The sequence below is a fragment of the Streptomyces sp. NPDC091682 genome (assembly GCF_044756625.1).
Classification (GTDB): domain Bacteria; phylum Actinomycetota; class Actinomycetes; order Streptomycetales; family Streptomycetaceae; genus Streptomyces.
This window is the reverse complement of the sequence record NZ_JBIVTH010000011.1, coordinates 281,661-302,160: the sequence shown is the minus strand read 5'-3', so window position 1 is coordinate 302,160 and position 20,500 is coordinate 281,661. Positions and strand designations below refer to the sequence as shown.

General features: G+C 72.1%; 20 protein-coding genes. 16 read left to right on the top strand and 4 right to left on the bottom strand.

Features of this window, described 5'->3' with window-relative positions; genetic code table 11:
- Positions 1-91 precede the first annotated feature (91 nt).
- Positions 92-1,729 (bottom strand): ABC-F family ATP-binding cassette domain-containing protein, encoded by a 1,638-nt coding sequence (locus tag ACIQK6_RS25895; protein ID WP_329097460.1) that lies wholly within the window; start codon positions 1,727-1,729, stop codon positions 92-94.
- Between the two features lie 100 nt (positions 1,730-1,829).
- On the opposite strand from ACIQK6_RS25895, the gene ACIQK6_RS25890 reads away from it, so the two are divergent.
- Together ACIQK6_RS25890 and ACIQK6_RS25885 are read left to right on the top strand one after the other, a co-directional pair.
- The gene (locus ACIQK6_RS25890; RefSeq protein WP_402695554.1) at positions 1,830-2,801 is read left to right on the top strand and encodes a GlxA family transcriptional regulator; all 972 of its coding nucleotides are present in this window, start codon (positions 1,830-1,832) and stop codon (positions 2,799-2,801) included.
- 81 nt (positions 2,802-2,882) lie between these two features.
- Positions 2,883-3,512, top strand: a complete 630-nt coding sequence (locus tag ACIQK6_RS25885; protein ID WP_402695553.1) for a DJ-1/PfpI family protein — start codon at positions 2,883-2,885, stop codon at positions 3,510-3,512.
- A 10-nt stretch (positions 3,513-3,522) separates the two neighbouring features.
- On the opposite strand, the gene ACIQK6_RS25880 is transcribed toward ACIQK6_RS25885, so the two are convergent.
- Positions 3,523-4,329: an enoyl-CoA hydratase-related protein gene (locus ACIQK6_RS25880; protein ID WP_329097453.1), complete on the bottom strand. Its 807-nt coding sequence runs from the start codon at positions 4,327-4,329 to the stop codon at positions 3,523-3,525.
- A 75-nt stretch (positions 4,330-4,404) separates the two neighbouring features.
- Between ACIQK6_RS25880 and ACIQK6_RS25875 the strand changes: the two genes are divergently transcribed.
- Both ACIQK6_RS25875 and ACIQK6_RS25870 read left to right on the top strand, forming a co-directional pair.
- Positions 4,405-5,085: a DUF308 domain-containing protein gene (locus ACIQK6_RS25875; RefSeq protein ID WP_329097452.1), complete on the top strand. Its 681-nt coding sequence runs from the start codon at positions 4,405-4,407 to the stop codon at positions 5,083-5,085.
- 142 nt (positions 5,086-5,227) lie between these two features.
- Entirely contained in the window at positions 5,228-5,737 is a 510-nt protein-coding gene (locus ACIQK6_RS25870; protein WP_329107499.1) for an ATP-binding protein, read from the top strand.
- A 58-nt stretch (positions 5,738-5,795) separates the two neighbouring features.
- Here the strand turns inward: ACIQK6_RS25870 and idi are convergent, their stop codons facing one another.
- Positions 5,796-6,395: an isopentenyl-diphosphate Delta-isomerase gene (gene idi / locus ACIQK6_RS25865; protein WP_329097449.1), complete on the bottom strand. Its 600-nt coding sequence runs from the start codon at positions 6,393-6,395 to the stop codon at positions 5,796-5,798.
- A 170-nt stretch (positions 6,396-6,565) separates the two neighbouring features.
- Positions 6,566-7,888, bottom strand: coding sequence for a GNAT family N-acetyltransferase (locus ACIQK6_RS25860; protein WP_402695552.1), 1,323 nt, complete (start codon positions 7,886-7,888; stop codon positions 6,566-6,568).
- Between the two features lie 371 nt (positions 7,889-8,259).
- Between ACIQK6_RS25860 and ACIQK6_RS25855 the strand changes: the two genes are divergently transcribed.
- From ACIQK6_RS25855 to ACIQK6_RS25800, 12 genes are all read left to right on the top strand, one after another.
- Positions 8,260-10,053 carry a DUF5941 domain-containing protein gene (locus tag ACIQK6_RS25855; RefSeq protein WP_329107493.1) on the top strand — a complete coding sequence of 598 codons (1,794 nt, stop codon included), beginning with the start codon at positions 8,260-8,262 and terminating at the stop codon, positions 10,051-10,053.
- Positions 10,050-10,802: a phosphocholine cytidylyltransferase family protein gene (locus tag ACIQK6_RS25850; RefSeq protein ID WP_329097447.1), complete on the top strand. Its 753-nt coding sequence runs from the start codon at positions 10,050-10,052 to the stop codon at positions 10,800-10,802. Before ACIQK6_RS25855 ends, ACIQK6_RS25850 begins: the two co-directional genes overlap by 4 nt.
- Positions 10,790-11,851 (top strand): iron-containing alcohol dehydrogenase family protein, encoded by a 1,062-nt coding sequence (locus ACIQK6_RS25845; protein ID WP_402695551.1) that lies wholly within the window; start codon positions 10,790-10,792, stop codon positions 11,849-11,851. The genes ACIQK6_RS25850 and ACIQK6_RS25845 overlap by 13 nt, the downstream gene beginning before the upstream one ends.
- The gene (locus ACIQK6_RS25840; protein ID WP_329097444.1) at positions 11,829-12,608 is read left to right on the top strand and encodes a CDP-alcohol phosphatidyltransferase family protein; all 780 of its coding nucleotides are present in this window, start codon (positions 11,829-11,831) and stop codon (positions 12,606-12,608) included. The genes ACIQK6_RS25845 and ACIQK6_RS25840 overlap by 23 nt, the downstream gene beginning before the upstream one ends.
- A 35-nt stretch (positions 12,609-12,643) precedes the next feature.
- Positions 12,644-13,489: a glycosyltransferase family 2 protein gene (locus tag ACIQK6_RS25835; RefSeq protein WP_402695559.1), complete on the top strand. Its 846-nt coding sequence runs from the start codon at positions 12,644-12,646 to the stop codon at positions 13,487-13,489.
- Positions 13,490-13,583: 94 nt separating this feature from the next.
- Positions 13,584-14,513: an ABC transporter permease gene (locus ACIQK6_RS25830; RefSeq protein WP_329097440.1), complete on the top strand. Its 930-nt coding sequence runs from the start codon at positions 13,584-13,586 to the stop codon at positions 14,511-14,513.
- Positions 14,506-15,288: an ABC transporter ATP-binding protein gene (locus tag ACIQK6_RS25825; RefSeq protein WP_329097437.1), complete on the top strand. Its 783-nt coding sequence runs from the start codon at positions 14,506-14,508 to the stop codon at positions 15,286-15,288. The genes ACIQK6_RS25830 and ACIQK6_RS25825 overlap by 8 nt, the downstream gene beginning before the upstream one ends.
- A gap of 409 nt (positions 15,289-15,697) precedes the next feature.
- Entirely contained in the window at positions 15,698-16,588 is an 891-nt protein-coding gene (hpnC, locus tag ACIQK6_RS25820) for a squalene synthase HpnC (protein ID WP_329097435.1), read from the top strand.
- On the top strand, positions 16,585-17,547 hold the full coding sequence (gene hpnD / locus ACIQK6_RS25815; RefSeq protein ID WP_329097433.1) for a presqualene diphosphate synthase HpnD: 963 nt from the start codon (positions 16,585-16,587) through the stop codon (positions 17,545-17,547). The genes hpnC and hpnD overlap by 4 nt, the downstream gene beginning before the upstream one ends.
- The gene (locus ACIQK6_RS25810; protein ID WP_402695550.1) at positions 17,547-17,843 is read left to right on the top strand and encodes a hypothetical protein; all 297 of its coding nucleotides are present in this window, start codon (positions 17,547-17,549) and stop codon (positions 17,841-17,843) included. The genes hpnD and ACIQK6_RS25810 overlap by 1 nt, the downstream gene beginning before the upstream one ends.
- Positions 17,840-19,219, top strand: a complete 1,380-nt coding sequence (gene hpnE, locus ACIQK6_RS25805; RefSeq protein WP_402695549.1) for a hydroxysqualene dehydroxylase HpnE — start codon at positions 17,840-17,842, stop codon at positions 19,217-19,219. Before ACIQK6_RS25810 ends, hpnE begins: the two co-directional genes overlap by 4 nt.
- A complete protein-coding gene (locus ACIQK6_RS25800; RefSeq protein ID WP_402695548.1) occupies positions 19,216-20,391 on the top strand; it encodes a polyprenyl synthetase family protein in 1,176 nt (391 codons plus the stop codon). The genes hpnE and ACIQK6_RS25800 overlap by 4 nt, the downstream gene beginning before the upstream one ends.
- Positions 20,392-20,500 lie beyond the last annotated feature (109 nt).

The window sequence follows — 20,500 nt, the reverse complement described above, 5'->3', positions numbered from 1 at the left end:
GCACCTGGACGCTCACCACGGCCACCGCATAAGCGAGAGGGCCTCCCGGCCTACGGCCGGACGGCCCTCCAACAAGATCTTCACGAGTCTTCTAGAGCTCCGTGACCCTGCCGCCCGAGACCTCCAGGCGGCGGGTCACGTGCACCGCGTCCAACATGCGGCGGTCGTGGGTGACCAGCAGGAGGGTGCCCTCGTAGGCGTCGAGGGCCGATTCCAGCTGCTCGATCGCCGGCAGGTCGAGGTGGTTGGTCGGCTCGTCAAGGACCAGCAGGTTCACCCCGCGGCCCTGGAGCAGCGCGAGCGCGGCACGGGTGCGCTCGCCGGGAGAGAGGGTCGCCGCCGGGCGCAGCACGTGGGCCGCCTTGAGGCCGAACTTGGCCAGCAGGGTGCGGACCTCGGCCGGCTCGGTCTCGGGGACCGCCGCGCAGAAGGCTTCGAGCAGCGGTTCGTCGCCGAGGAACAGGCCGCGCGCCTGGTCCACCTCGCCGACCAGGACGCCGGAGCCGAGGGTGGCGGAGCCGGAATCCGGGGCCAGCCGGCCCAGCAGGACGGCGAGGAGGGTGGACTTGCCCGCACCGTTCGCCCCGGTGATCGCCACCCGGTCCGCCCAGTCGATCTGCAGGCTCGCCGGGCCGAAGGCGAAGTCCCCGCGCTTGACCGCGGCCTCGCGCAGGGTGGCCACCACCGAGCCGGAGCGCGGGGCCGCCGCGATCTCCATGCGCAGCTCCCACTCCTTGCGGGGCTCGTCGACGACCTCCAGCCGCTCGATCGCCCGCGCCGTCTGGCGGGCCTTGGCGGCCTGCTTCTCGCTCGATTCGCCCCGCAGGTTCTTGCCGATCTTGTCGTTGTCGGAAGCCTTGCGGCGGGCGTTGCGCACGCCCTTGTCCATCCAGTTGCGCTGCATCTGGGCCCGGCCCTCGAGGGCGGCCTTCTTGTCCGCGTACTCCTCGAACTCCTCGCGCGCGTGGCTGCGGGCCCGTGCGCGCTCCTCCAGGTAGGAGTCGTAGCCGCCGCCGTAGAGGTTGATCTGCTGCTGCGCGAGGTCGAGTTCGAGGACCTTGGTGACCGTCCGGGTCAGGAACTCGCGGTCGTGGCTGATCACGACCGTGCCGGCGCGCAGCCCCTTGACGAACCGCTCCAGCCGCTCCAGACCGTCCAGGTCCAGGTCGTTGGTGGGCTCGTCGAGCAGGAAGACGTCGTAGCGCGACAGGAGGAGCGAGGCGAGGCCCGCGCGGGCCGCCTGACCGCCGGAGAGCGCCGTCATGGGCAGGTCGAGACCGACGGTGAGGCCGAGCTCGTCGGCGACCTCCTCGGCGCGCTCGTCGAGGTCGGCGCCGCCGAGGTCCAGCCACCGGTCGAGCGCGGTCGCGTACGCGTCGTCCGCGCCGGGCGTTCCGTCCACCAGGCCCTGCGTCGCCGCGTCGAGCTCGGCCTGCGCGGCCGCCACGCCAGTACGGCGGGCCAGGAACTCCCGGACCGACTCCTCGGGCCGGCGCTCCGGCTCCTGCGGGAGGTGGCCGACGGCCGCGGTGGGCGGGGAGAGCCGCAGCTCCCCGGTCTCGGGGGTGTCCAGCCCGGCGAGCAGCCGCAGCAGGGTGGACTTCCCGGCGCCGTTCACGCCGACGAGGCCGATGACGTCACCGGGTGCGACGACGAGGTCGAGATCGGCGAAGAGGGTGCGCTCACCGTGCGCGGCGGTGAGCTTCTTGGCGACGAGGGTTGCAGTCATGATGTGCCGATCCTATCCGCGCGCGGACGGCACCCGGCATGGCCGGATAGGTGGGAAGCCCGTCATTGCGGCCATCGCGGGGGCGGCACACCATGAAGCCATGTCGTCATCGCCGCGCAACGTCCTCGTCCTCCTGTACGACGGGGTCCAGAGCCTGGACGTGACCGGGCCGGTGGAGGTGTTCGCCGCGCTCGCCCACTTCCCGGGGCGGGCCGGGTACGCGATCCGCACGGTCTCTCCCGCGGGGGAGCCCGTCCGCACCAGCAGCGGGCTGACGCTGGTGCCGGACGGGGAGCTGGCGAGCGCCCGGCCGGGGCCCGGGACCACCGTCCTGGTGCCCGGGGGACGGTTCACGGGGGACTTCGAACCCCGGCTCACGGACTGGCTGCGGAGCCACGGGAGTGGCGCGCAGCGGCTGGTCTCCGTGTGCACGGGGGGACTGCTGTTGGCCGAGGCGGGGATCCTGGACGGGCGGCGGGCGACGACCCACTGGAAGGTCTGCGAGCGGATGGCGCGGGACTACCCGGCGGTCGCCGTCGAGCCGGACCCGATCTACGTACGGGACGGGCCGGTGGCCACCTCGGCGGGGGTCACGGCGGGGATCGACCTCGCCCTGGCGCTGGTGGAGGAGGACCACGGGCAGGACGTCGCCCTGGCGATCGCCCGGCACCTGGTGGTGTTCCTGCGCAGGCCCGGCAACCAGGCGCAGTTCAGCGCGCAGCTGGCCGCCCAGACGGCCCGCCGGGATCCGCTGCGGGACGTGCAGCAGTGGATCACCGAGCACCCGGGGGAGAAGCTCGGTGTAGAGCACCTCGCCGCCCGGGCCAGGCTGTCGCCGCGGCACTTCGCACGGGCCTTCCAGGCGGAGACCGGGGTCACGCCCGGCCGGTACGTCGAACGGGTCCGGGTGGACCACGCGCGGCGGCTGCTGGAGGAGAGCGGGGAAGGGATCGCACAGATCGCCCGGGCCTGCGGGTACGGGAACCCGGAGGCGTTGCGCCGGGCCTTCGTGCGGACCTTCGGCCAGCCGCCCGCCGAGTACCGCCGCCGGTTCGGTACCTCGCGCCCCTGAGGGCCGGCCCGGGCGCACCCAGAAGAAGGAGTCGCCCCGTGCGGGGCGGCGTCGTGTTCCGACCAGAGCTCCGGAGGAGCCATGCAGATCGCCGTACTTCTCTACGACCACTTCACCGCCCTGGACGCCATCGGGCCCTTCGACACCCTCGGCCGGCTGTCCGATGCCGAGGTCGTCTTCGTCTCCGAGCGGCCCGGGCCGGTGCGGACCGACAACGGGTCGCTCGCGTTCGTCGCCGACAAGGGGCTCGACGAGGTCACCCGGCCCGACATCGTGATCGTGCCCGGCGGGCCGCATCCCGGCCGGGAGATGACCAATCCCGTGGTCATGAACTGGCTGCGCGCGGTCGACGCCACCAGCACCTGGACCACCTCGGTGTGCACCGGATCCCTGCTGCTGGCCGCTGCCGGGCTGCTCGACGGCCGGCGGGCCACCAGCCACTGGCTGTACCTGGACAAGCTGCCGGAGTTTGGGGTCGAGCCCACCGGGGAGCGCGTGGTGTTCGACGGGAAGTACGTCACCGCCGCGGGGGTGTCCGCCGGGATCGACATGGGGCTCACCCTGCTCGGCCGCCTCGCCGGCGACGACTTCGCACAGGCCGTGCAACTGATGACCGAGTACGACCCCCAGCCGCCCTACGACGCCGGCTCGCCGGACAAGGCCCCGGCCGCTCTCGTGGAGATGCTGCGGGGGAACGGCATGCCCGGCTGACGGGTGGCCGTCAGGGGGTCCAGGTGAAGCGCGGAGCCCGGCGCTCCAGGAACGCGGCGACCCCCTCCGCGGTGTCCTCGCTCCCGGCGGCCTGGTCCTCCCAGTACGCGTCCCGATCGGTCCGGCCGTCCGCGAACTCCTTGGCCGCCGCCTGCGTCAGCTGCGAGCGAGAGGCCAGGATCCTGGTGAACGCGGCGACGCGCTTGTCCAGTTGGCCGGCCGGCAGCAGTTCGTTCAGGAACCCCGCGCGCAGGGCCGTCTCCGCGTCGATCAGTTCCGCGGAGAAGAGGAGGTACTTCGCCCAGGCCGGGCCGACCAGGGAAGCGAGCCGGCGGGTGGAGGAGGCGCGGTAGACGATGCCGAGCCGGGCGGGGGTCACCCCGAAGGAAGCCCCCTCCTCGGCGAAGCGCAGGTCGCAGGCGGCCGCGAGCTGGCTGCCGCCGCCCACGCAGAAGCCGCGGATCGCCGCCAGCGTGGGCTTGGGGAAGGCGGCCAGGGCCTCCTCGGCGGCCACGGCCAGGTCCCGCGGGTCCGCGGCACCGGCGTCCCCGGCGGCCCGGGCGTTCGTGGCGTGTCCGGACTCCGTGACCTTCCCGGTCAGCGAGGAGATGTCGGCGCCCGCGCAGAAGGTCGGTCCGGCCCCGGTCAGCACGAGCACCCGTACCGCCGGGTCGTCCGCCAGGCCCGCCACCAGCTCCGGGAGCGCCCGCCACATGGCGGCGGTCATGGCGTTGCGCTTGGCGGGGTGCGAGATGACGATCGTGGCGACCCCGTCGGCGACCGTGTGCAGGAGGGTTGCGTCCGTGGCTGCGTCCATGCGCCGGATGCTATCCCGGGCGGTCATACCTATGATCAAGGGAGTCCGTCGGGGGTGCGAGGAGGTGGCACGTCCATGGGCGCAGACCGTGCAGACGGTACGAGGGCCAGGGCCGGGGGCCCGGAACCGCAGCAGGAGAAGAAGAAGCTCAACCGCAGTTTCGCGCTGATGACGGCGCTCGGGGTGCTGCTGGCGCTCGCCGGGCTGGTCGGCCTCGTCTACACCGCCGTCGCCACGCTCACCTCGATGTTCCTCTTCGGCTGGCTGCTGCTGATCGGCGGTGTGCTGGGCCTGCTGCAGGCCGTGCAGTCGCGCAGGAGCAACTACTTCTGGCTCGCCGTCGTCGTCGCCGCGATCAACCTGGCCGCGGGCTTCGTGATCCTGCGCCGTCCCGAGGCGAGCGCCGAGGCGCTGACCATGTTCGCCGCGCTGCTCTTCCTGACGGGCGGGGCGTTCCGGCTGGTCGGGGCGCTGGTGGTGCGCGGCGCCCATTTCGGGCTCGCGGTCGTCCAGGGCGCCTTCGGGATCCTGCTGGGCTTCCTGATCCTCTCCAACTGGCCCGGCAACAGTCTGTACGTGATCGGAACCTTCTTCTCCCTCGCCCTGCTGTTCGACGGGTTGAGCCTGGTGGCCATGGGCATGGGCTCCCGCCGCATCCTGGGGTTGGTCAGGGAGGACGGGGCTCCGGCGGCGGCGGCCGCGGGGGACGGACTGGGCGACGCGGCCGGGAAGCGGCGGACAGAAGATCAGGAATAGTCGAACAACTGACTCTGTCATACGCCAGCGGTCAGAAAGTGTCCGATAGACGCTGACTTCTGGTCAGCAGTCCGGCCCGCACCAGCCCGTTCCCCACTCTTGTCGCGTGGAGACGATCGAGCGTGAAGACGGGGGACGGAAGATGGATGTCAGCGGGAGCGTCCCGCCGGCCAAGGCGGGTGAGGTGGAGGCCCCGGCCCATCCCCTCGCGTACGAGGGGGTGTGGAGGTTCACCGCCCCCGCGGTTGAAGAATCCGTTCCGCAGGCCCGTCGTGCGGTCCGGGACCTGCTCGGGCGCCAGGGGGTGCCGGCCCATCAGGACCTCGTGTACTCCCTGCTCCTGATCGTCTCCGAGCTGGTGACGAACTCGGTCCGGCACGCCGCTCTGCTCTCGCCGGAGGTCGCGGTCGAGGTCGCGATCGGCCGTGCCTGGGTGCGGGTGGCCGTGGAGGACAACCACCCCTACCGCCCCAAGGCGCTCGAGGCCGACTTCGGTCAGACCGGCGGCCGGGGCCTGCTCCTGGTCCGGGAGATCACCCTGGAGGCCGGCGGGGTCTGCGACGTCGAGCACACCTCGACCGGCGGCAAGGTGATCTGGGCGGCCCTGCCGCTCACCGCCCCGCCGCTCACCGCCCCGCCGACCGCCGGGTGAGCGGCGGCCGGTGAGGCGACGGTCAACGGGAGGGCGCAGGACCGGGACGGCGTACGGGCTACCAGCCCGCCGCGTCGCCGGTCAGCTCGCGGATCGCGGGACGCGCCGCGTCCAGCACGGTCATGAACCAGGCCGAGAACGGCACTTCGGCGTGCCGCTTCGCCAGTTCCTCGGCGGTGACGAAGGCCGTGTCCTCGACCTCCTCCGGATCCGGCCGCACGACGGTCTGCGCGAGTCCCACGAACAGGTGATTGAACTCCTGCTCCACCAGACCCGACGCGGGGTCCGGGTGGTTGTAGCGCACCGTCCCCGCCTGCGCGAGCAGCGAGGGCGACAGGCCCAGCTCCTCGTGGGTCCGCCGGGCTGCGGCCGCGAACGGCGACTCCCCCGGATAGGGGTGACCGCAACAGGTGTTCGACCAGACGCCGGGGGAGTGGTACTTCCCGAGGGCCCGCTGCTGGAGCAGCAGACGACCCTGCGCGTCGAAGAGGAACACGGAGAACGCCCGGTGCAACTGCCCGGGCGCCTGGTGGGCGGAGAGCTTCTCCGCCGTGCCGATGGTGTTGCCGGCCTCGTCGACCAGTTCGAGCATGATCGGTTCTTGCGTACCGGTGCCGTTGGACGCGCTGTTCGCGGCGGTGGCTGGTGTGGTCGGCATACCCATCCTTCGCTTCGGACTTCGACCTTCAGTCTGCCGTACAAAAGAGGCTTGTCCCCACTTCGGAGAACCACGCATGTCCGCCCCCGTCGCGTGCTAGGCGACGAGGGCGGGTCACACCACGTGTCACCGCGCACGCGACCTCGTGTGCGCGTGTGCGCATGTGCGCGTCAGACTCCGAACGGATCCGGGTACCTGATCGTTCCCGCGGGCACCGGACGGGAACCGTCCAGCACCAGCGCCATCAACGCCTCGTCGGGGACCTCGAAGGGGGCCCGGATCCCGAAGCGCGACGCCGGCAGGAAACCGAAGCGCGGATAGTACTCCGGGTGCCCCAGGACGATGACCAGCGACTCCCCGCGCTCCCGGGCCGCCGCGAGCAGGGCCCGTACGACCGAGCTGCCCGCGCCCGAGCGCTGGAGCCCGGGATCGGTCGCCACCGGGGCGAGCGCGAGCGCCGGGGCGCCGTCGACCTCGCACCGGGTCAGTAGGGCGTGCGCAGCCACCGACCCGTCCGGGGCCTCGGCCACGTACGACAGCCCGGGCAGCCAGGAGCCGTCGGCGCGCAGCGCGTCCACGAGGTCGGCCTCCAGCGGGGTCCCGAAGGCCGCCAGGTTGATCGCCCGGACGGCCGCCGCGTCGGCCGCGGTCTCCGGCCGGGCGGGCCAGGCGTTGCCGTCCCCGCCGTTCACCGGGCGCAGGACGTAGCCCGTGTACCCGTATTCGTGCCCGTGGCGGGCCCGTACGTCGAGCTCCTCGCGCGTCGCGGCCAGAGCCCGTGCCATTGCCGGGCCGCCTGCCGCGGACAGGGCCCGGACCCGCTCGGCGAGCGGGCCGTAGTACTCGGCCCAGTCGGAGTCGGGCAGCTCGTGCACGCCGAGCACCCGGTAGCCGGCGGCCTGGGCGGCCGCCAGGTTGCCGGCGGTGGTGCGCAGGGCGTAGTGCGGGTCCCAGAAGGAACGGGCGCCCGCGGACGGCTGCGCCACCGACCACTGGCACTCGGTCAGGACGAGGGTGCCGCCCGGGGCGAGCAGCCGTTTCCACCGCGCGAGCGCGGCGTCGAAGCCGAGGAGGTAGGCGGAGCCCTCCGCCCAGACGAGGTCGAAGGAGCCGTCCTCGAAGCCCTCGCCCGGGAGCGCGCCCATGTCTGCCTCCACGGTGCGGACCCGGTCGGCGAGTCCGCGCGCCGCGGCGGCGGCACGGAGCTCGTCGAGGAAGGGGGCGTGCAGGTCGACGGCGGTCACCTCGGCGCCCGTGCCGGCCGCGCCCGCCTCGGCGGCGAGCAGCAGCGCGCTGCGGCCCGGACCGCAGCCCAGGTCGAGGACGCGCGGCCGCTCGGGCAGCGGTCCGCACAGGGACAACAGGTGACGGGTGCTCGCGTCGGAACCCGGAGCCTGCCGGGGCAGGCCGTGGTGCAGGGCGAAGAAGGCGTGCGTGAAGTCGTCGACGCCGTCGGGGTCGGAGGTGGCGTCGAAGGAATTGCTGTCGGTCAACGTGAACCCTTGGAACGGGGGCTCCGGCCGACGAGGCCCAGCTGTGTGATCAGGCCCGGCCGGATGCCCGGAAGGAATGGGAGATGCACCGGAGTTCGCTGCGCAAGGCCGCGACCACTACGACGGTCATCAACCCACCTCTTTCCACTCGACACGTTCAGGGGCGCGTCCACCGTAACATCCGAGCCGTTTGTGGTATCGCGCTGTGATCGTCAATGATGATCGGAACCCGGCCCGGGGCCCGAATATTCGGCTTATCGGGGCGTAAACGGGTGGTGAACCCCTGCTTCCATTCATCCGATAGCCTCTGCCGACGTGCAGCCGCCCCATGAGCGCGCGCGTTCGGAATCCGTTACAAGGAGTGAGTTCGTCTGCCGACCGTCATCCTCACCGGCCTGCCGGTCCCCGGATCACCGCTCGCGGACGAGCTGCGCTCCCTCGGCTTCGACGTCCGCCCGGCAGCCGGCCCGAAGGACGCCGCCGCCGCACTGGCGGGCGTCCCCACCGACCAGCGGGTGGCCGTCGTCGACAGCGCCTTCGTCGGGCACGTGCACGCGCTGCGCCTCGCACTGACCGACCCGCGCTTCGACGCCTGCGCCGTCACCGGTGCCCTCGCCGTCCAGGCCGGGGCCCGCGGCGCCCTGGACGAGGCCGCCGCCCGCGCGGCTGCCGACGCAGAGGCCGCCGGCCCGTACCCGGACCGGCTCGCCGCCGCCGTCGAAGCCGCCGGGACCACCGTCCAGCGACCGGAACTGGGCACGCTCGTCGCCGCCGTCCCCGCCGGCCCGACGGAGCGCGAAGCGGCGACCGCCGCCGTCGCCGCCGTCGACGACGAGGCCGTACGCCTGCGCACCGCCGTGAAGTCCCGCGACGGCTTCTTCACCACCTTCTGCATCAGCCCGTACTCGCGCTACATCGCCCGCTGGTGCGCGCGCCGCGGCCTGACCCCGAACCAGGTCACCACCGCCTCGCTGATCACCGCGCTCATCGCCGCCGGCTGCGCCGCCACGGGCGAACGCTGGGGCTACGTGGCGGCCGGAGTGCTGCTCCTCGTCTCCTTCGTACTGGACTGCACCGACGGGCAGCTCGCCCGCTACTCGCTCCAGTACTCGACGATGGGCGCCTGGCTCGACGCCACCTTCGACCGCGCGAAGGAGTACTCCTTCTACGCGGGCCTCGCGCTCGGCGCGGCCCGGAACGGCGACGACGTCTGGGCCCTGGCCGTCGGCTCCATGATCCTGATGACCTGCCGGCACGTCGTGGACTTCTCCTTCAACGAGGCCAACCACGACGCCACCGCCAACACCAGCCCCACGGCCGCCCTCTCCGACCGGCTCGACAGCGTCGGCTGGACCGTGTGGATCCGTCGGATGATCATCCTGCCGATCGGTGAGCGCTGGGCGATGATCGCGGTGCTGACCGCCTTCACCACCCCCCGGATCGTCTTCTACGCCCTGCTGATCGGCTGCGCCTTCGGCGCGCTCTACACCACCGCCGGCCGCATCCTGCGCTCCCTGACGCGCAAGGCCACCCGCACTGACCGGGCGGCCCGGGCGCTGGCCGACCTGGCCGACTCGGGACCGCTCGCCGAGCTCCAGGCCCGCCTGCTGCGCGGCCGGGCCGGGTCCTTCGGTTCCGTGTACGTGGCGGCCCTCGGCACGCTGGTGATGATCGCGGGCGCCGTGTTCCTGCCCTTCGGGGACCCCCGGCTGATCGCCGTCGCAGTGATCTACGTCATGTCGGCCGGCCTCGCCGTCGCCGCACCGCTCCGGGGCGCCCTGGACTGGCTGGTCCCGCCGCTGTTCCGGGCCGCCGAATACGTCACGGTCCTCGCGCTCGCCGTCAAGGCCGACGTCCCCGGGGCCCTCCCGGCGGCATTCGGCCTGATCGCGGCGGTCGCCTACCATCACTACGACACGGTGTACCGCATCCGCGGCGGCACCGGCGCGCCCCCGCACTGGCTGGTGCGGACGATCGGCGGCCACGAAGGCCGGGTCCTGCTGATCACGGTCCTCGCGGCCGTCCTCGTAACGCGCGAAGCGGACTTCCCCGTCGCGCTCACGGCCTCGGCCGTGTTCGTGGCACTCGTGGTGCTCGTGGAGAGCATCCGATTCTGGGTCTCCTCCGGAGCACCCGCCGTACATGACGAAGGAGAACCAGCATGATCGGCCTTGTACTCGCTGCCGGTGCCGGACGCCGTCTGCGTCCCTACACCGACACCCTGCCCAAGGCGCTCGTGCCGGTCGGCCCCGAGGGCGACGAGGAGAGCCTCACGGTCCTCGACCTGACGCTGGGCAACTTCGCCGAGGTCGGCCTGACCGAGGTCGCCATCGTCGTCGGCTACCGCAAGGAAGCCGTGTACGCCCGCCGCGAGGCCCTGGAGGCCAAGTACGGCGTCAAGATCACGCTGATCGACAACGACAAGGCCGAGGAGTGGAACAACGCCTACTCCCTGTGGTGCGCGCGCGAGGTCCTGAAGCAGGGCGTGATCCTCGCCAACGGCGACACCGTCCACCCGGTCTCGGTCGAGCGCACCCTGCTCGCCGCCCGCGGCAACGGCCAGAAGATCATCCTCGCCCTCGACACGGTCAAGAACCTGGCCGATGAGGAGATGAAGGTCGTCACCGCCGACGGTGAGGGAGTGCGGAAGATCACCAAGCTGATGGACCCCGCCGACGCCACCGGCGAGTACATCGGCGTCACCCTCATCGAGGCCGAGGCCGCCGAGCAGCTGGCCGAGGCCCTGAAGACCACCTTCGAGCGCGACCCCGACCTCTACTACGAGGACGGCTACCAGCAGCTCGTCAACGACGGCTTCACCATCGACGTGGCCCCCATCGGCGACGTCAAGTGGGTCGAGATCGACAACCACGACGACCTCGCCAAGGGCCGGACGATCGCATGCCAGTACTGACGAGGCTCATCCCCTCGCCCGTCGTCGTCGACATCGGTCGCGGGGCGATGGACGACCTGGCCGGCCTGCTGGCCGACCAGCGGATCTCCGCCTCCGGCAAGCTGGCCATCGCGATCAGCGGAGGCTCCGGCGTGGCGCTGCGCGCCAAGCTGGAGCCCGTGCTGCCGCACGCCGACTGGTACGCGGTCGTCGACGGCACCATCGACTCCGCGGTCAAGCTGGCCGACGACATAAAGGGCCGCCGCTACGACGCAGTCGTGGGCCTGGGCGGCGGCAAGATCATCGACGTGGCCAAGTACGCCGCGGCGCGGGTCGGGCTGCCCATGGTGGCCGTCGCCACCAACCTCTCGCACGACGGCATCTGCTCGCCGGTGTCCATCCTGGACAACGACAACGGCCGCGGCTCCTACGGCGTGCCCACCCCGATCGCCATGGTGATCGACCTCGACGTGATCAAGGAAGCCCCGGTCCGGTTCATCCGGGCCGGCATCGGTGACGCGATCTCCAACATCTCGGCCATCGCCGACTGGGAGCTCTCGCACAAGATCACTGGTGAGCCCGTCGACGGCCTGGCCGCCGCCATGGCCCGTACCGCCGGCGAGTCCGTACTGCGCCACCCCGGCGGGTGCGGCGACGACGAGTTCCTCACCGTGCTCTCCGAGGCGCTCGTGCTCTCCGGCATCGCCATGTCGATCAGCGGGGACTCCCGCCCTTCGTCCGGCGCCTGCCACGAGATCAGCCACGCCTTCGACCTGCTCCACCCGGGGCGCTCCGCGCTCCACGGGGAGCAGGTCGGCATCGGCGCCGCCTTCGCGATGCACCTGCGCGGGGCCGCCGAGCAGTCCGGCCTCTTCGTCGAGGTGCTGCGCCGGCACGGTCTGCCGGTCGGCCCCGAGGAGATCGGCTTCAGCGTCGACGAGTTCGTCGCGGCCGTCGAGTACGCCCCCCAGACCCGCCCGGGACGCTTCACGATCCTGGAGCACCTCAACCTGTCCGCCGCCGAGATCAGGGACGCTTACGCCGACTATGCCAAGACCATCCGTAGCTGAACTGAGGCCCGTCGTCCACCCCGCGGGCGTCAAGGACCGGGTCAGCGGCGAGCACTGGGGCGGGCGCCTCTACATGCGCGAGATCTCCCTGCGCATCACCCGTTTCCTGGTCACCACCAAGGTCACGCCGAACCAGCTGACCTACCTGATGACCCTCGCCGGCGTCCTCGCCCTGCCGGCGCTGCTGGTGCCGGGCATCTGGGGCGCCGTCCTCGGCGTGATCGCGGTCCAGCTGTACCTGCTGCTCGACTGCGTGGACGGCGAGGTCGCCCGCTGGAAGAAGCAGTTCTCGCTCTCCGGGGTCTACCTGGACCGGGTCGGCGCCTACCTGTGCGACGCGGCGGTCCTGGTCGGCTTCGGCCTGCGCGCCGCCGACCTGTGGGGCCCCGGGGGCGCCGACTGGCTGTGGGCCTTCCTGGGCACCCTGGCCGCGCTCGGCGCCATCCTGATCAAGGCCGAGACCGACCTGGTCGGCGTCGCCCGCCACCAGGCCGGGAAGCCGGTGGTCCAGGACGCGGCGGCCGAGCCGCGCGCCAAGGGCATGGCCCTCGCGCGCCGGGCCGCCGCTGCGCTCAAGTTCCACCGCCTGATCCTGGGCATCGAGGCCTCGCTGCTCATCCTGGTGCTGGCCGTCGTGGACCAGATGCAGGGCGACCTCTACTGGTCCCGCGTCGGGGTCGCCGTGCTGGCCGCGATCGCGATGCTCCAGACCGTGCTGCACCTGGTGTCCATCCTCGCCTCCAGCAGGCTCAAGTGAGCGCCCCGCTGCGGCTGGGCGCCGTGATCATCACCATGGGCAATCGGCCCGACGAGCTCAAGGCGCTCCTCGACTCGGTGGCCCGCCAGGACGGAGCCCCCGTCGACGTGGTCGTCGTGGGCCAGGGCGTGCAGGTCACCGGCCTGCCCGAGGGCGTCCGCAGCATCGACCTGCCCGAGAACCTGGGCATCCCGGGCGGGCGCAACGTCGGCATCGAGGCCTTCGGCCCCGGTGGCCGCGACGTGGACGTACTGCTCTTCCTGGACGACGACGGGCTGCTGGAGCGCACCGACACCGCCGAGCTGTGCCGGCAGGCCTTCGCCGAGGACCCCGCGCTCGGGATCATCAGCTTCCGGATCGCCGATCCGGAGACCGGTGTCACCCAGCGCCGGCACGTGCCGCGGTTGCGCGCCTCCGACCCGATGCGCTCCTCCCGCGTGACGACCTTCCTGGGCGGCGCCAACGCCGTCCGCACGACGGTGTTCGAGCAGGTCGGAGCGCTGCCGGGGGAGTTCTTCTACGCGCACGAGGAGACCGATCTGGCCTGGCGGGCACTCGACGCAGGGTGGCTGATCGACTACCGGTCGGACATGGTGCTGCTGCACCCGACGACCGCCCCCTCCCGGCACGCGGTCTACCACCGTATGGTGGCTCGTAACCGGGTGTGGCTCGCCCGCCGGAACCTGCCCGCCCCGTTGGTCCCGGTCTACCTGGGCGTCTGGCTCCTGCTGACGCTCGTACGCAGGCCGTCGGCACCCGCGCTCAAGGCCTGGTTCGGTGGTTTCCGGGAGGGATGGACCACTCCCTGCGGGCCCCGCCGCCCGATGAGATGGCGAACGGTCTGGCGGTTGACCCGGCTGGGCCGACCTCCTGTCATCTGACCAGCCCGCGTCTGGGAACATGACGCGATCACGGGCCTCGAGCCACCAGCCTGATGCCCACCTGGCCGCATCTTGAAGACGAAAGTTTCAACTTGTGAGTGACACAACCCACGACGGCGCCCTCGCCACGAGCAGGCCGCTGTCCGACGACGCGGGGCTGAGCCCCGCGGAGCTCGCCAGGAAGTACGGCCTCTCGGTCAGCGGCGCCCGACCGGGCCTCGGCGATTACGTGCGGCAGCTCTGGGGCCGGCGCCACTTCATCATGGCCTTCTCCAGGGCCAAGCTGGTCTCGCAGTACAGCCAGGCGAAGCTCGGCCAGGTCTGGCAGGTGGCGACCCCGCTGCTCAACGCGGTCGTCTACTGGCTGATCTTCGGCCTGATCCTCAAAGCGGGCCGGGAGATGCCCAAGGACGTCTACATCCCGTTCCTGGTGGTGGGCATCTTCGTCTTCACCTTCACCCAGAGCTCGCTGATGGCGGGCGTCCGGGCGATCTCGGGCAACCTCGGCCTGGTGCGGGCGCTGCACTTCCCGCGCGCCTCCCTGCCGGTGTCCTTCTCGCTCCAGCAGCTCGGCCAGCTGCTGTACTCGATGATCGTCGTCTTCGTCATCGCCATGTGCTTCGGGAACTACCCGAAGCTCTCCTGGCTGCTGGTGATCCCGACGCTGGCGCTCCAGTTCGTCTTCAACACCGGTCTGGCCATGATCTTCGCGCGGGCGGGTTCCAAGACCCCCGACCTGGCGCAGCTGATGCCGTTCGTGATGCGGACCTGGATGTACGCCTCCGGCGTCATGTTCCCCATCGGGGTCTACCTCAAGGAACAGCCGCAGTGGATCAGCGACCTGCTGCTGTGGAACCCGATCGCGATCTACATGGACCTCATCCGGTTCGCCCTGATCAACGACTACACCGCCGACAACCTGCCCCCGCACGTGTGGGCCTTCGCCGTGGGCTGGGCCGTGGTGATCGGCCTCGGCGGCTTCGTGTACTTCTGGAAGTCCGAGGAGCGTTACGGCCGTGGCTGACAACACCCAGGGGCGCGTCCCCACCGTGATCGCGGACGGCGTCCACATCGTCTACCGGGTCAACACCGGCAGCAGCGGCAAGGGCGCGGCCACCGCCGCGCTCAGCAAGATAGTCCGCCGGAAGAAGGGCGACGCCCCGGGCGTCCGGCGGGTCCACGCCGTGCGCGGCGTCTCCTTCACCGCCTACCGCGGCGAGGCGATCGGCCTCATCGGCTCCAACGGCTCCGGCAAGTCCACCCTGCTGCGCGCCATCGCCGGCCTGCTGCCCTGTGAGGAGGGCAAGGTCTACACCGACGGCCAGCCCTCGCTGCTGGGCGTCAACGCGGCCCTGATGAACGACCTCACCGGCGAGCGGAACGTCGTTCTCGGCGGTCTCGCGATGGGCATGAGCCGCGAGCAGATCAAGCAGCGTTACCAGAGCATCGTCGACTTCTCGGGCATCAACGAGAAGGGCGACTTCATCTCCCTGCCGATGCGCACCTATTCCTCCGGTATGGCGGCGCGCCTGCGCTTCTCCATTGCGGCGGCCAAGGACCACGACGTCCTGATGATCGACGAGGCCCTGGCCACCGGTGACCGCAGCTTCCAGGTGCGTTCGGAGGACCGGATCCGCGAACTGCGGCAGAAGGCCGGCACGGTCTTCCTGGTGAGCCACAACAACAAGTCCATCCGTGACACCTGTGACCGGGTGTTGTGGCTGGAGAAGGGCGAGCTCCTGATGGACGGGCCCACCGACGAAGTCGTCTCGGCATACGAGAAGGCCACCAACGGCTGACCTCCGGGTCGCGCGGCGCCCCCTTCCGGCGCTTTTCCGCTTCACCCGAAGGCCCCCGCCGCTCAGCGCGGCGGGGGCCTCAATCGTGTACTTGCATTTCGCGGCGACATTCGGTGGCGGAGCGAATACCCGGGAGGGCTCCGCGACGTTCTACAGCGTAAGCTGAGGCGGTCCTCAATCGCGGCAAGAGGGGACGATTCCCCGCAGTTGAAGGGCCTTGGGGCAGCCCGGGGAATCCCCCGGCGGCGTGTCCGAAATAGTATGTAATGGGTCGGCAGTGTAGAACGGGAGATGTGACGGCAATGGCTACGGGAATTCTCCGGCCCCCAGGCATGACGGCCGTCCCCGCCCCGGGCGGCGGGCGGTGACCCCGGGGCTCGGCATCCGACCCCCGGCCGACACGGTCCACGTGAGTGCCACCCTCGACAAGGCGGCGGCGGAGAACTTCCCCGTCGCTCCCGTCTTCCTGCCCCGCGCCTGGCGCGACGGGCTGACGGCCGTCTACGGGTACGCCCGCCTCGTCGACGACATCGGCGACGGCGACCTGGCCCCCGGCGGGCGCGACGCCGTGCTCCTCGGTCTCGACCCCGCCGCGGTCGACGACCGGCCCGCCATGCTCGACGCCCTCGAAGCCGACCTGCACCGCGTCTTCAACGGCTCCGGCCCCGTCGGAGCGCCGCGGCACCCGCTGCTGCAGGCCCTGCGGCCCGTCGTCCGCGCCCATGACCTGACCCCCGAGCCGTTCCTCGCCCTGATCGAGGCCAACCGCCAGGACCAGCGGGTCTCGCGCTACGAGACGTACGCCGACCTGGCCGGCTACTGCGAGCTGTCCGCGAACCCGGTCGGCCGCCTGGTGCTCGCCCTCACCGGCACCAGCACCCCCGAACGGATCCGCCGCTCCGACGCCGTCTGCACCGCCCTGCAGATCGTCGAACACATCCAGGACGTCGCCGAGGACCTCGGTCGCGACCGGATCTACCTGCCCGCCGAGGACCTGCGCCGCTTCCACGTGACCGAGGCGGAGCTCGCGGCCCCGTCCGCCGGCGCGTCCGTACGCTCGCTGGTCGCATTCGAAACCGAGCGCGCACGCGCGTTGCTGGACGAAGGCACCCCGCTCGTGGGGAGCGTGCACGGCAGACTCCGGCTGTTGCTCGCGGGCTTCGTGGGAGGGGGGCGCGCGGCTCTGCGAGCCGTCACCGCCGCCGGTTTCGACGTACTCCCCGGCCCGCCGGGTCCCACCAAGAGCGGCCTGCTCCGCGAGGTGGCCGCCGTCCTGCGCACAGCGCCGAGAAAGGGGTGAGCCCGACCGTGGAGGGCCCCACACACGTGTCCGCACCGGTCCAGGCCGCCTACAGCTACTGCGAGGCCGTCACCGGTTCACAGGCGCGCAACTTCGCCTACGGCATCCGGCTGCTGCCGACCGACAAGCGGCAGGCGATGTCCGCGCTGTACGCCTTCTCGCGGCGGGTCGACGACATCGGCGACGGCACGCTGGCGCCCGAGGCCAAGTTCGCCCGGCTGGAGGAGACCCGCGCCCTGCTCGGGCGGATCCTCGCCGAGGAGGTCGACGAGGACGACACCGACCCGGTCGCCGTCGCCCTCTCGCACGCCGCGCGCCGGTTCCCGATCCCGCTCGGCGGTCTCGACGAGCTCATCGACGGGGTCCTGATGGACGTCCGCGGCGAGACCTACGAGACCTGGGACGACCTCAGGACCTACTGCCGCTGCGTGGCCGGGGCCATCGGACGGCTCTCGCTCGGCGTGTTCGGCACGGTGAACGCCCCGGGCCTCGCGGCTGACGAAGCCGCGCGCGCCGCGGAGTACGCCGACACCCTCGGCCTCGCCCTGCAACTCACCAACATCCTCCGGGACGTTCGCGAGGACGCCGGCAACGGGCGGACCTACCTGCCCGCCGAGGACCTCGCCAAGTTCGGCTGCTCGGAAGGCTTCGACAGGGACCGGATGCCCGCCGGCGCCGACTTCGCCGGACTCGTCCACCACGAAGTCCGGCGCGCCCGCGCCCTGTTCGCCGAGGGCTACCGGCTGCTGCCGATGCTCGACCGGCGCAGCGGCGCCTGCGTGGCCGCCATGGCCGGCATCTACCGGCGTCTGCTGGACCGCATCGAGCGGGAGCCGGAGGCGGTGCTGCGGGGCCGCGTGTCGCTGCCGCCGCACGAGAAGGCGTACGTCGCCGTGCGCGGCCTGTCCGGCCTCGACGCACGGACCGTCTCCCGCCAGAACGCCCGGAGGCGAGCCTGATGACCACGATCCCCCGGACCCCGCACGCGCCGGCCGGTCCCGCCGCGTTCGCCGCGGCGCACCGGGCCGCGCGCGCCGGCGCGTCCGCCACCCCGCGCCCCCCGCGCCCGGCGGCGGGTCCCCACGGCGCGTCGGGGACCGCACCGGGTGCTCACCCGGTGCGTCGGGCCGACGCGCCGCGCCCGCGCCCGGCCGTCCGTCCCGGCGGGGACGGCGCCCGCGCAACCACCGCGGCGGACGCCGCGTCTCTTCCGGCGGGCTCCGGCCACGACGTCACCACGGGGGAGGGCTCATGACCGGCTTCGAACAGCACGCCGTCGTCGTGGGCGGCGGACTCGCCGGGGTCACCACCGCCCTCGAACTCGCCGGCGCCGGGCTGCGGGTCACCCTGCTGGAGGGCCGCCCCCGGCTCGGCGGGCTCGCCTTCTCCTTCCAGCGCGGCGACCTCGAAGTCGACAACGGCCAGCACGTCTACCTGCGCTGCTGCACCGCCTACCGGTGGTTCCTCGACCGCATCGACGGCGCCGCCCTCGCACCCCTGCAGAACCGGCTCGACGTACCCGTCCTGGACGTCGCCGGCCCCGGCGGGCCGCGCCTGGGCCGGCTGCGCCGCAGCGCCCTGCCCGTGCCCCTGCACCTGGCCGGAGCGCTCGCCCGCTACCCGCACCTCTCCCTCGCAGAACGGCTGGGCGTCGGCCGCGCCGCCCTCGCGCTGCGCCGCCTGGACCCCACCGACCCGGCGCTCGACGGCGTGGACTTCGCGACCTGGCTCGGCCGCTACGGGCAGTCCGCCCGTACCATCGAGGCCCTCTGGGACCTGGTCGGCATCGCCACCCTGAACGCCACCGCCGAGCAGTCCTCGCTGGGCCTGGCCGCCATGGTCTTCAAGACCGGCCTGCTCTCCGAGAAGGGCGCCGCCGACATCGGCTGGGCCCGGGTACCGCTGGGCGAACTCCACGACACCCTCGCGCGCAAGGCGCTCGACGCGGCCGGCGTGCGCACCGAGCTGCGCAGCCGCGTCGCGAACATCTCCCGCATGTCCGATGGGGCCTGGCGGATCGACACCGAGGACGAGTCCCTGGAGGCGGGCACCGTCGTCCTCGCCGTCCCGCAGCGCGAGGCGCACGCACTGCTCCCCGCCGACGCCCTCCCCGACCGCGACAAGCTCCTGGACATCGCCACCGCACCCATCCTCAACGTCCACGTGGTCTACGACCGCAAGGTGCTCAAGCAGCCCTTCTTCGCGGCCCTCGGCTCCCCGGTCCAGTGGGTCTTCGACCGCACGGAATCCTCCGGACTCTCCGACGGAGGGCAGTACTTGGCCCTGTCCCAGTCCGTCGCCCAGGACGACATCGACGAGCCCGTCTCAGTCCTGCGCGCCAAGTACCTGCCCGAGCTGGAGCGGCTGCTGCCCGCCGCGCGCGACGCCAAGGTAAGGGACTTCTTCGTCACCCGGGAGCGGACGGCCACCTTCGCCCCCACCCCCGGCGTCGGCCGGCTGCGCCCCGGGGCGCGCACCGACACGCCGGGGCTCTACCTCGCCGGTGCGTGGACTGCCACGGGCTGGCCCGCGACCATGGAGAGCGCCGTCCGGAGCGGACTGAGCGCGGCCCACGCCGCACTCGCCGCGCTCGGCCGCCACCGCGAACACCCTCTGCAGGAGGCGGCATGACGAGCACCATCAGCAGCACCGGCACCATCAGCACCAGCACCACCGCAAGTACAGGAACAAGAGGAGAGCCAGTGAACCCGGGCAACCCGGCTGTCGAGAACACGGATGCCAGTGCGGGCACAGCCGGAGGGGGCGTGGAGAAGGCGGACACGATCGTGCTCCTGGAACGCGGCCGTACGCTCTCGACCCCCGCGCTCCGCGCCGCCGTCGACCGGCTCGCCGCTCCCATGGACACCGTCGCCGCCTACCACTTCGGCTGGATCGACGCCCAGGGCAACGTGGCCGACGGCGACGGCGGCAAGGCCGTGCGTCCCGCGCTCGCGCTGCTCTCCGCCGAGGCCGCGGGCGCCGCGGCCGAGGTCGGCATCCCGGGCGCCGTCGCGGTCGAGCTCGTGCACAACTTCTCGCTGCTGCACGACGACCTGATGGACGGCGACGAGCAGCGCCGCCACCGCGACACGGTGTGGAAGGTGCACGGACCGGCCCTCGCGATCCTGGTCGGCGACGCCCTGTTCGCCCTGGCCAACGAGGTGCTGCTGGAGCTCGGCACCGTGGAGGCGGGCCGCGCGACCCGCCGCCTGACCACCGCCAGCCGCAAGCTCATCGACGGCCAGGCGCAGGACATCTCCTACGAGCACCGCGAGCGCGTCAGCGTCGAGGAGTGCCTGGAGATGGAGGGCAACAAGACCGGTGCGCTCCTCGCCTGCGCGGTCTCCATCGGCGCGGTGCTCGGCGGCGCGGACGACCGCACCGCCGACAAGCTGGAGGAGTACGGCTACCACCTGGGCCTGGCCTTCCAGGCCGTCGACGACCTGCTCGGCATCTGGGGCGACCCGGAGTCGACCGGCAAGCAGACCTGGAGCGACCTGCGCCAGCGCAAGAAGTCCCTGCCGGTGGTCGCCGCCCTCGCCGCCGGCGGGGAGGCTTCCGAGCAGCTCGCCGAACTGCTCGCCGCCGACGCCAAGAGCAGCGACTTCGAGAACTTCTCGGAGGAGGAGTTCGCCGCCCGCGCGGCCCTCATCGAGGAGGCCGGCGGCCGCCGGTGGACCGCAGACGAGGCGCGCCGTCAACACGCCGTCGCGATCCGGGCCCTGGACGACGTCGACATGCCGCAGCGCGTGCGCGACCAGCTCGTGGCCCTCGCGGACTTCGTCGTCGTGCGCAAGAGGTGATCGCCACCCGACAGCGGATATGAATCGCGAGTCGCCGGCCGGCGCCGCCACCTGAGCGTGGCGCGCACCGGCCGACGGCAGACCCCAGCACAGCAGAGGACACTGTTCT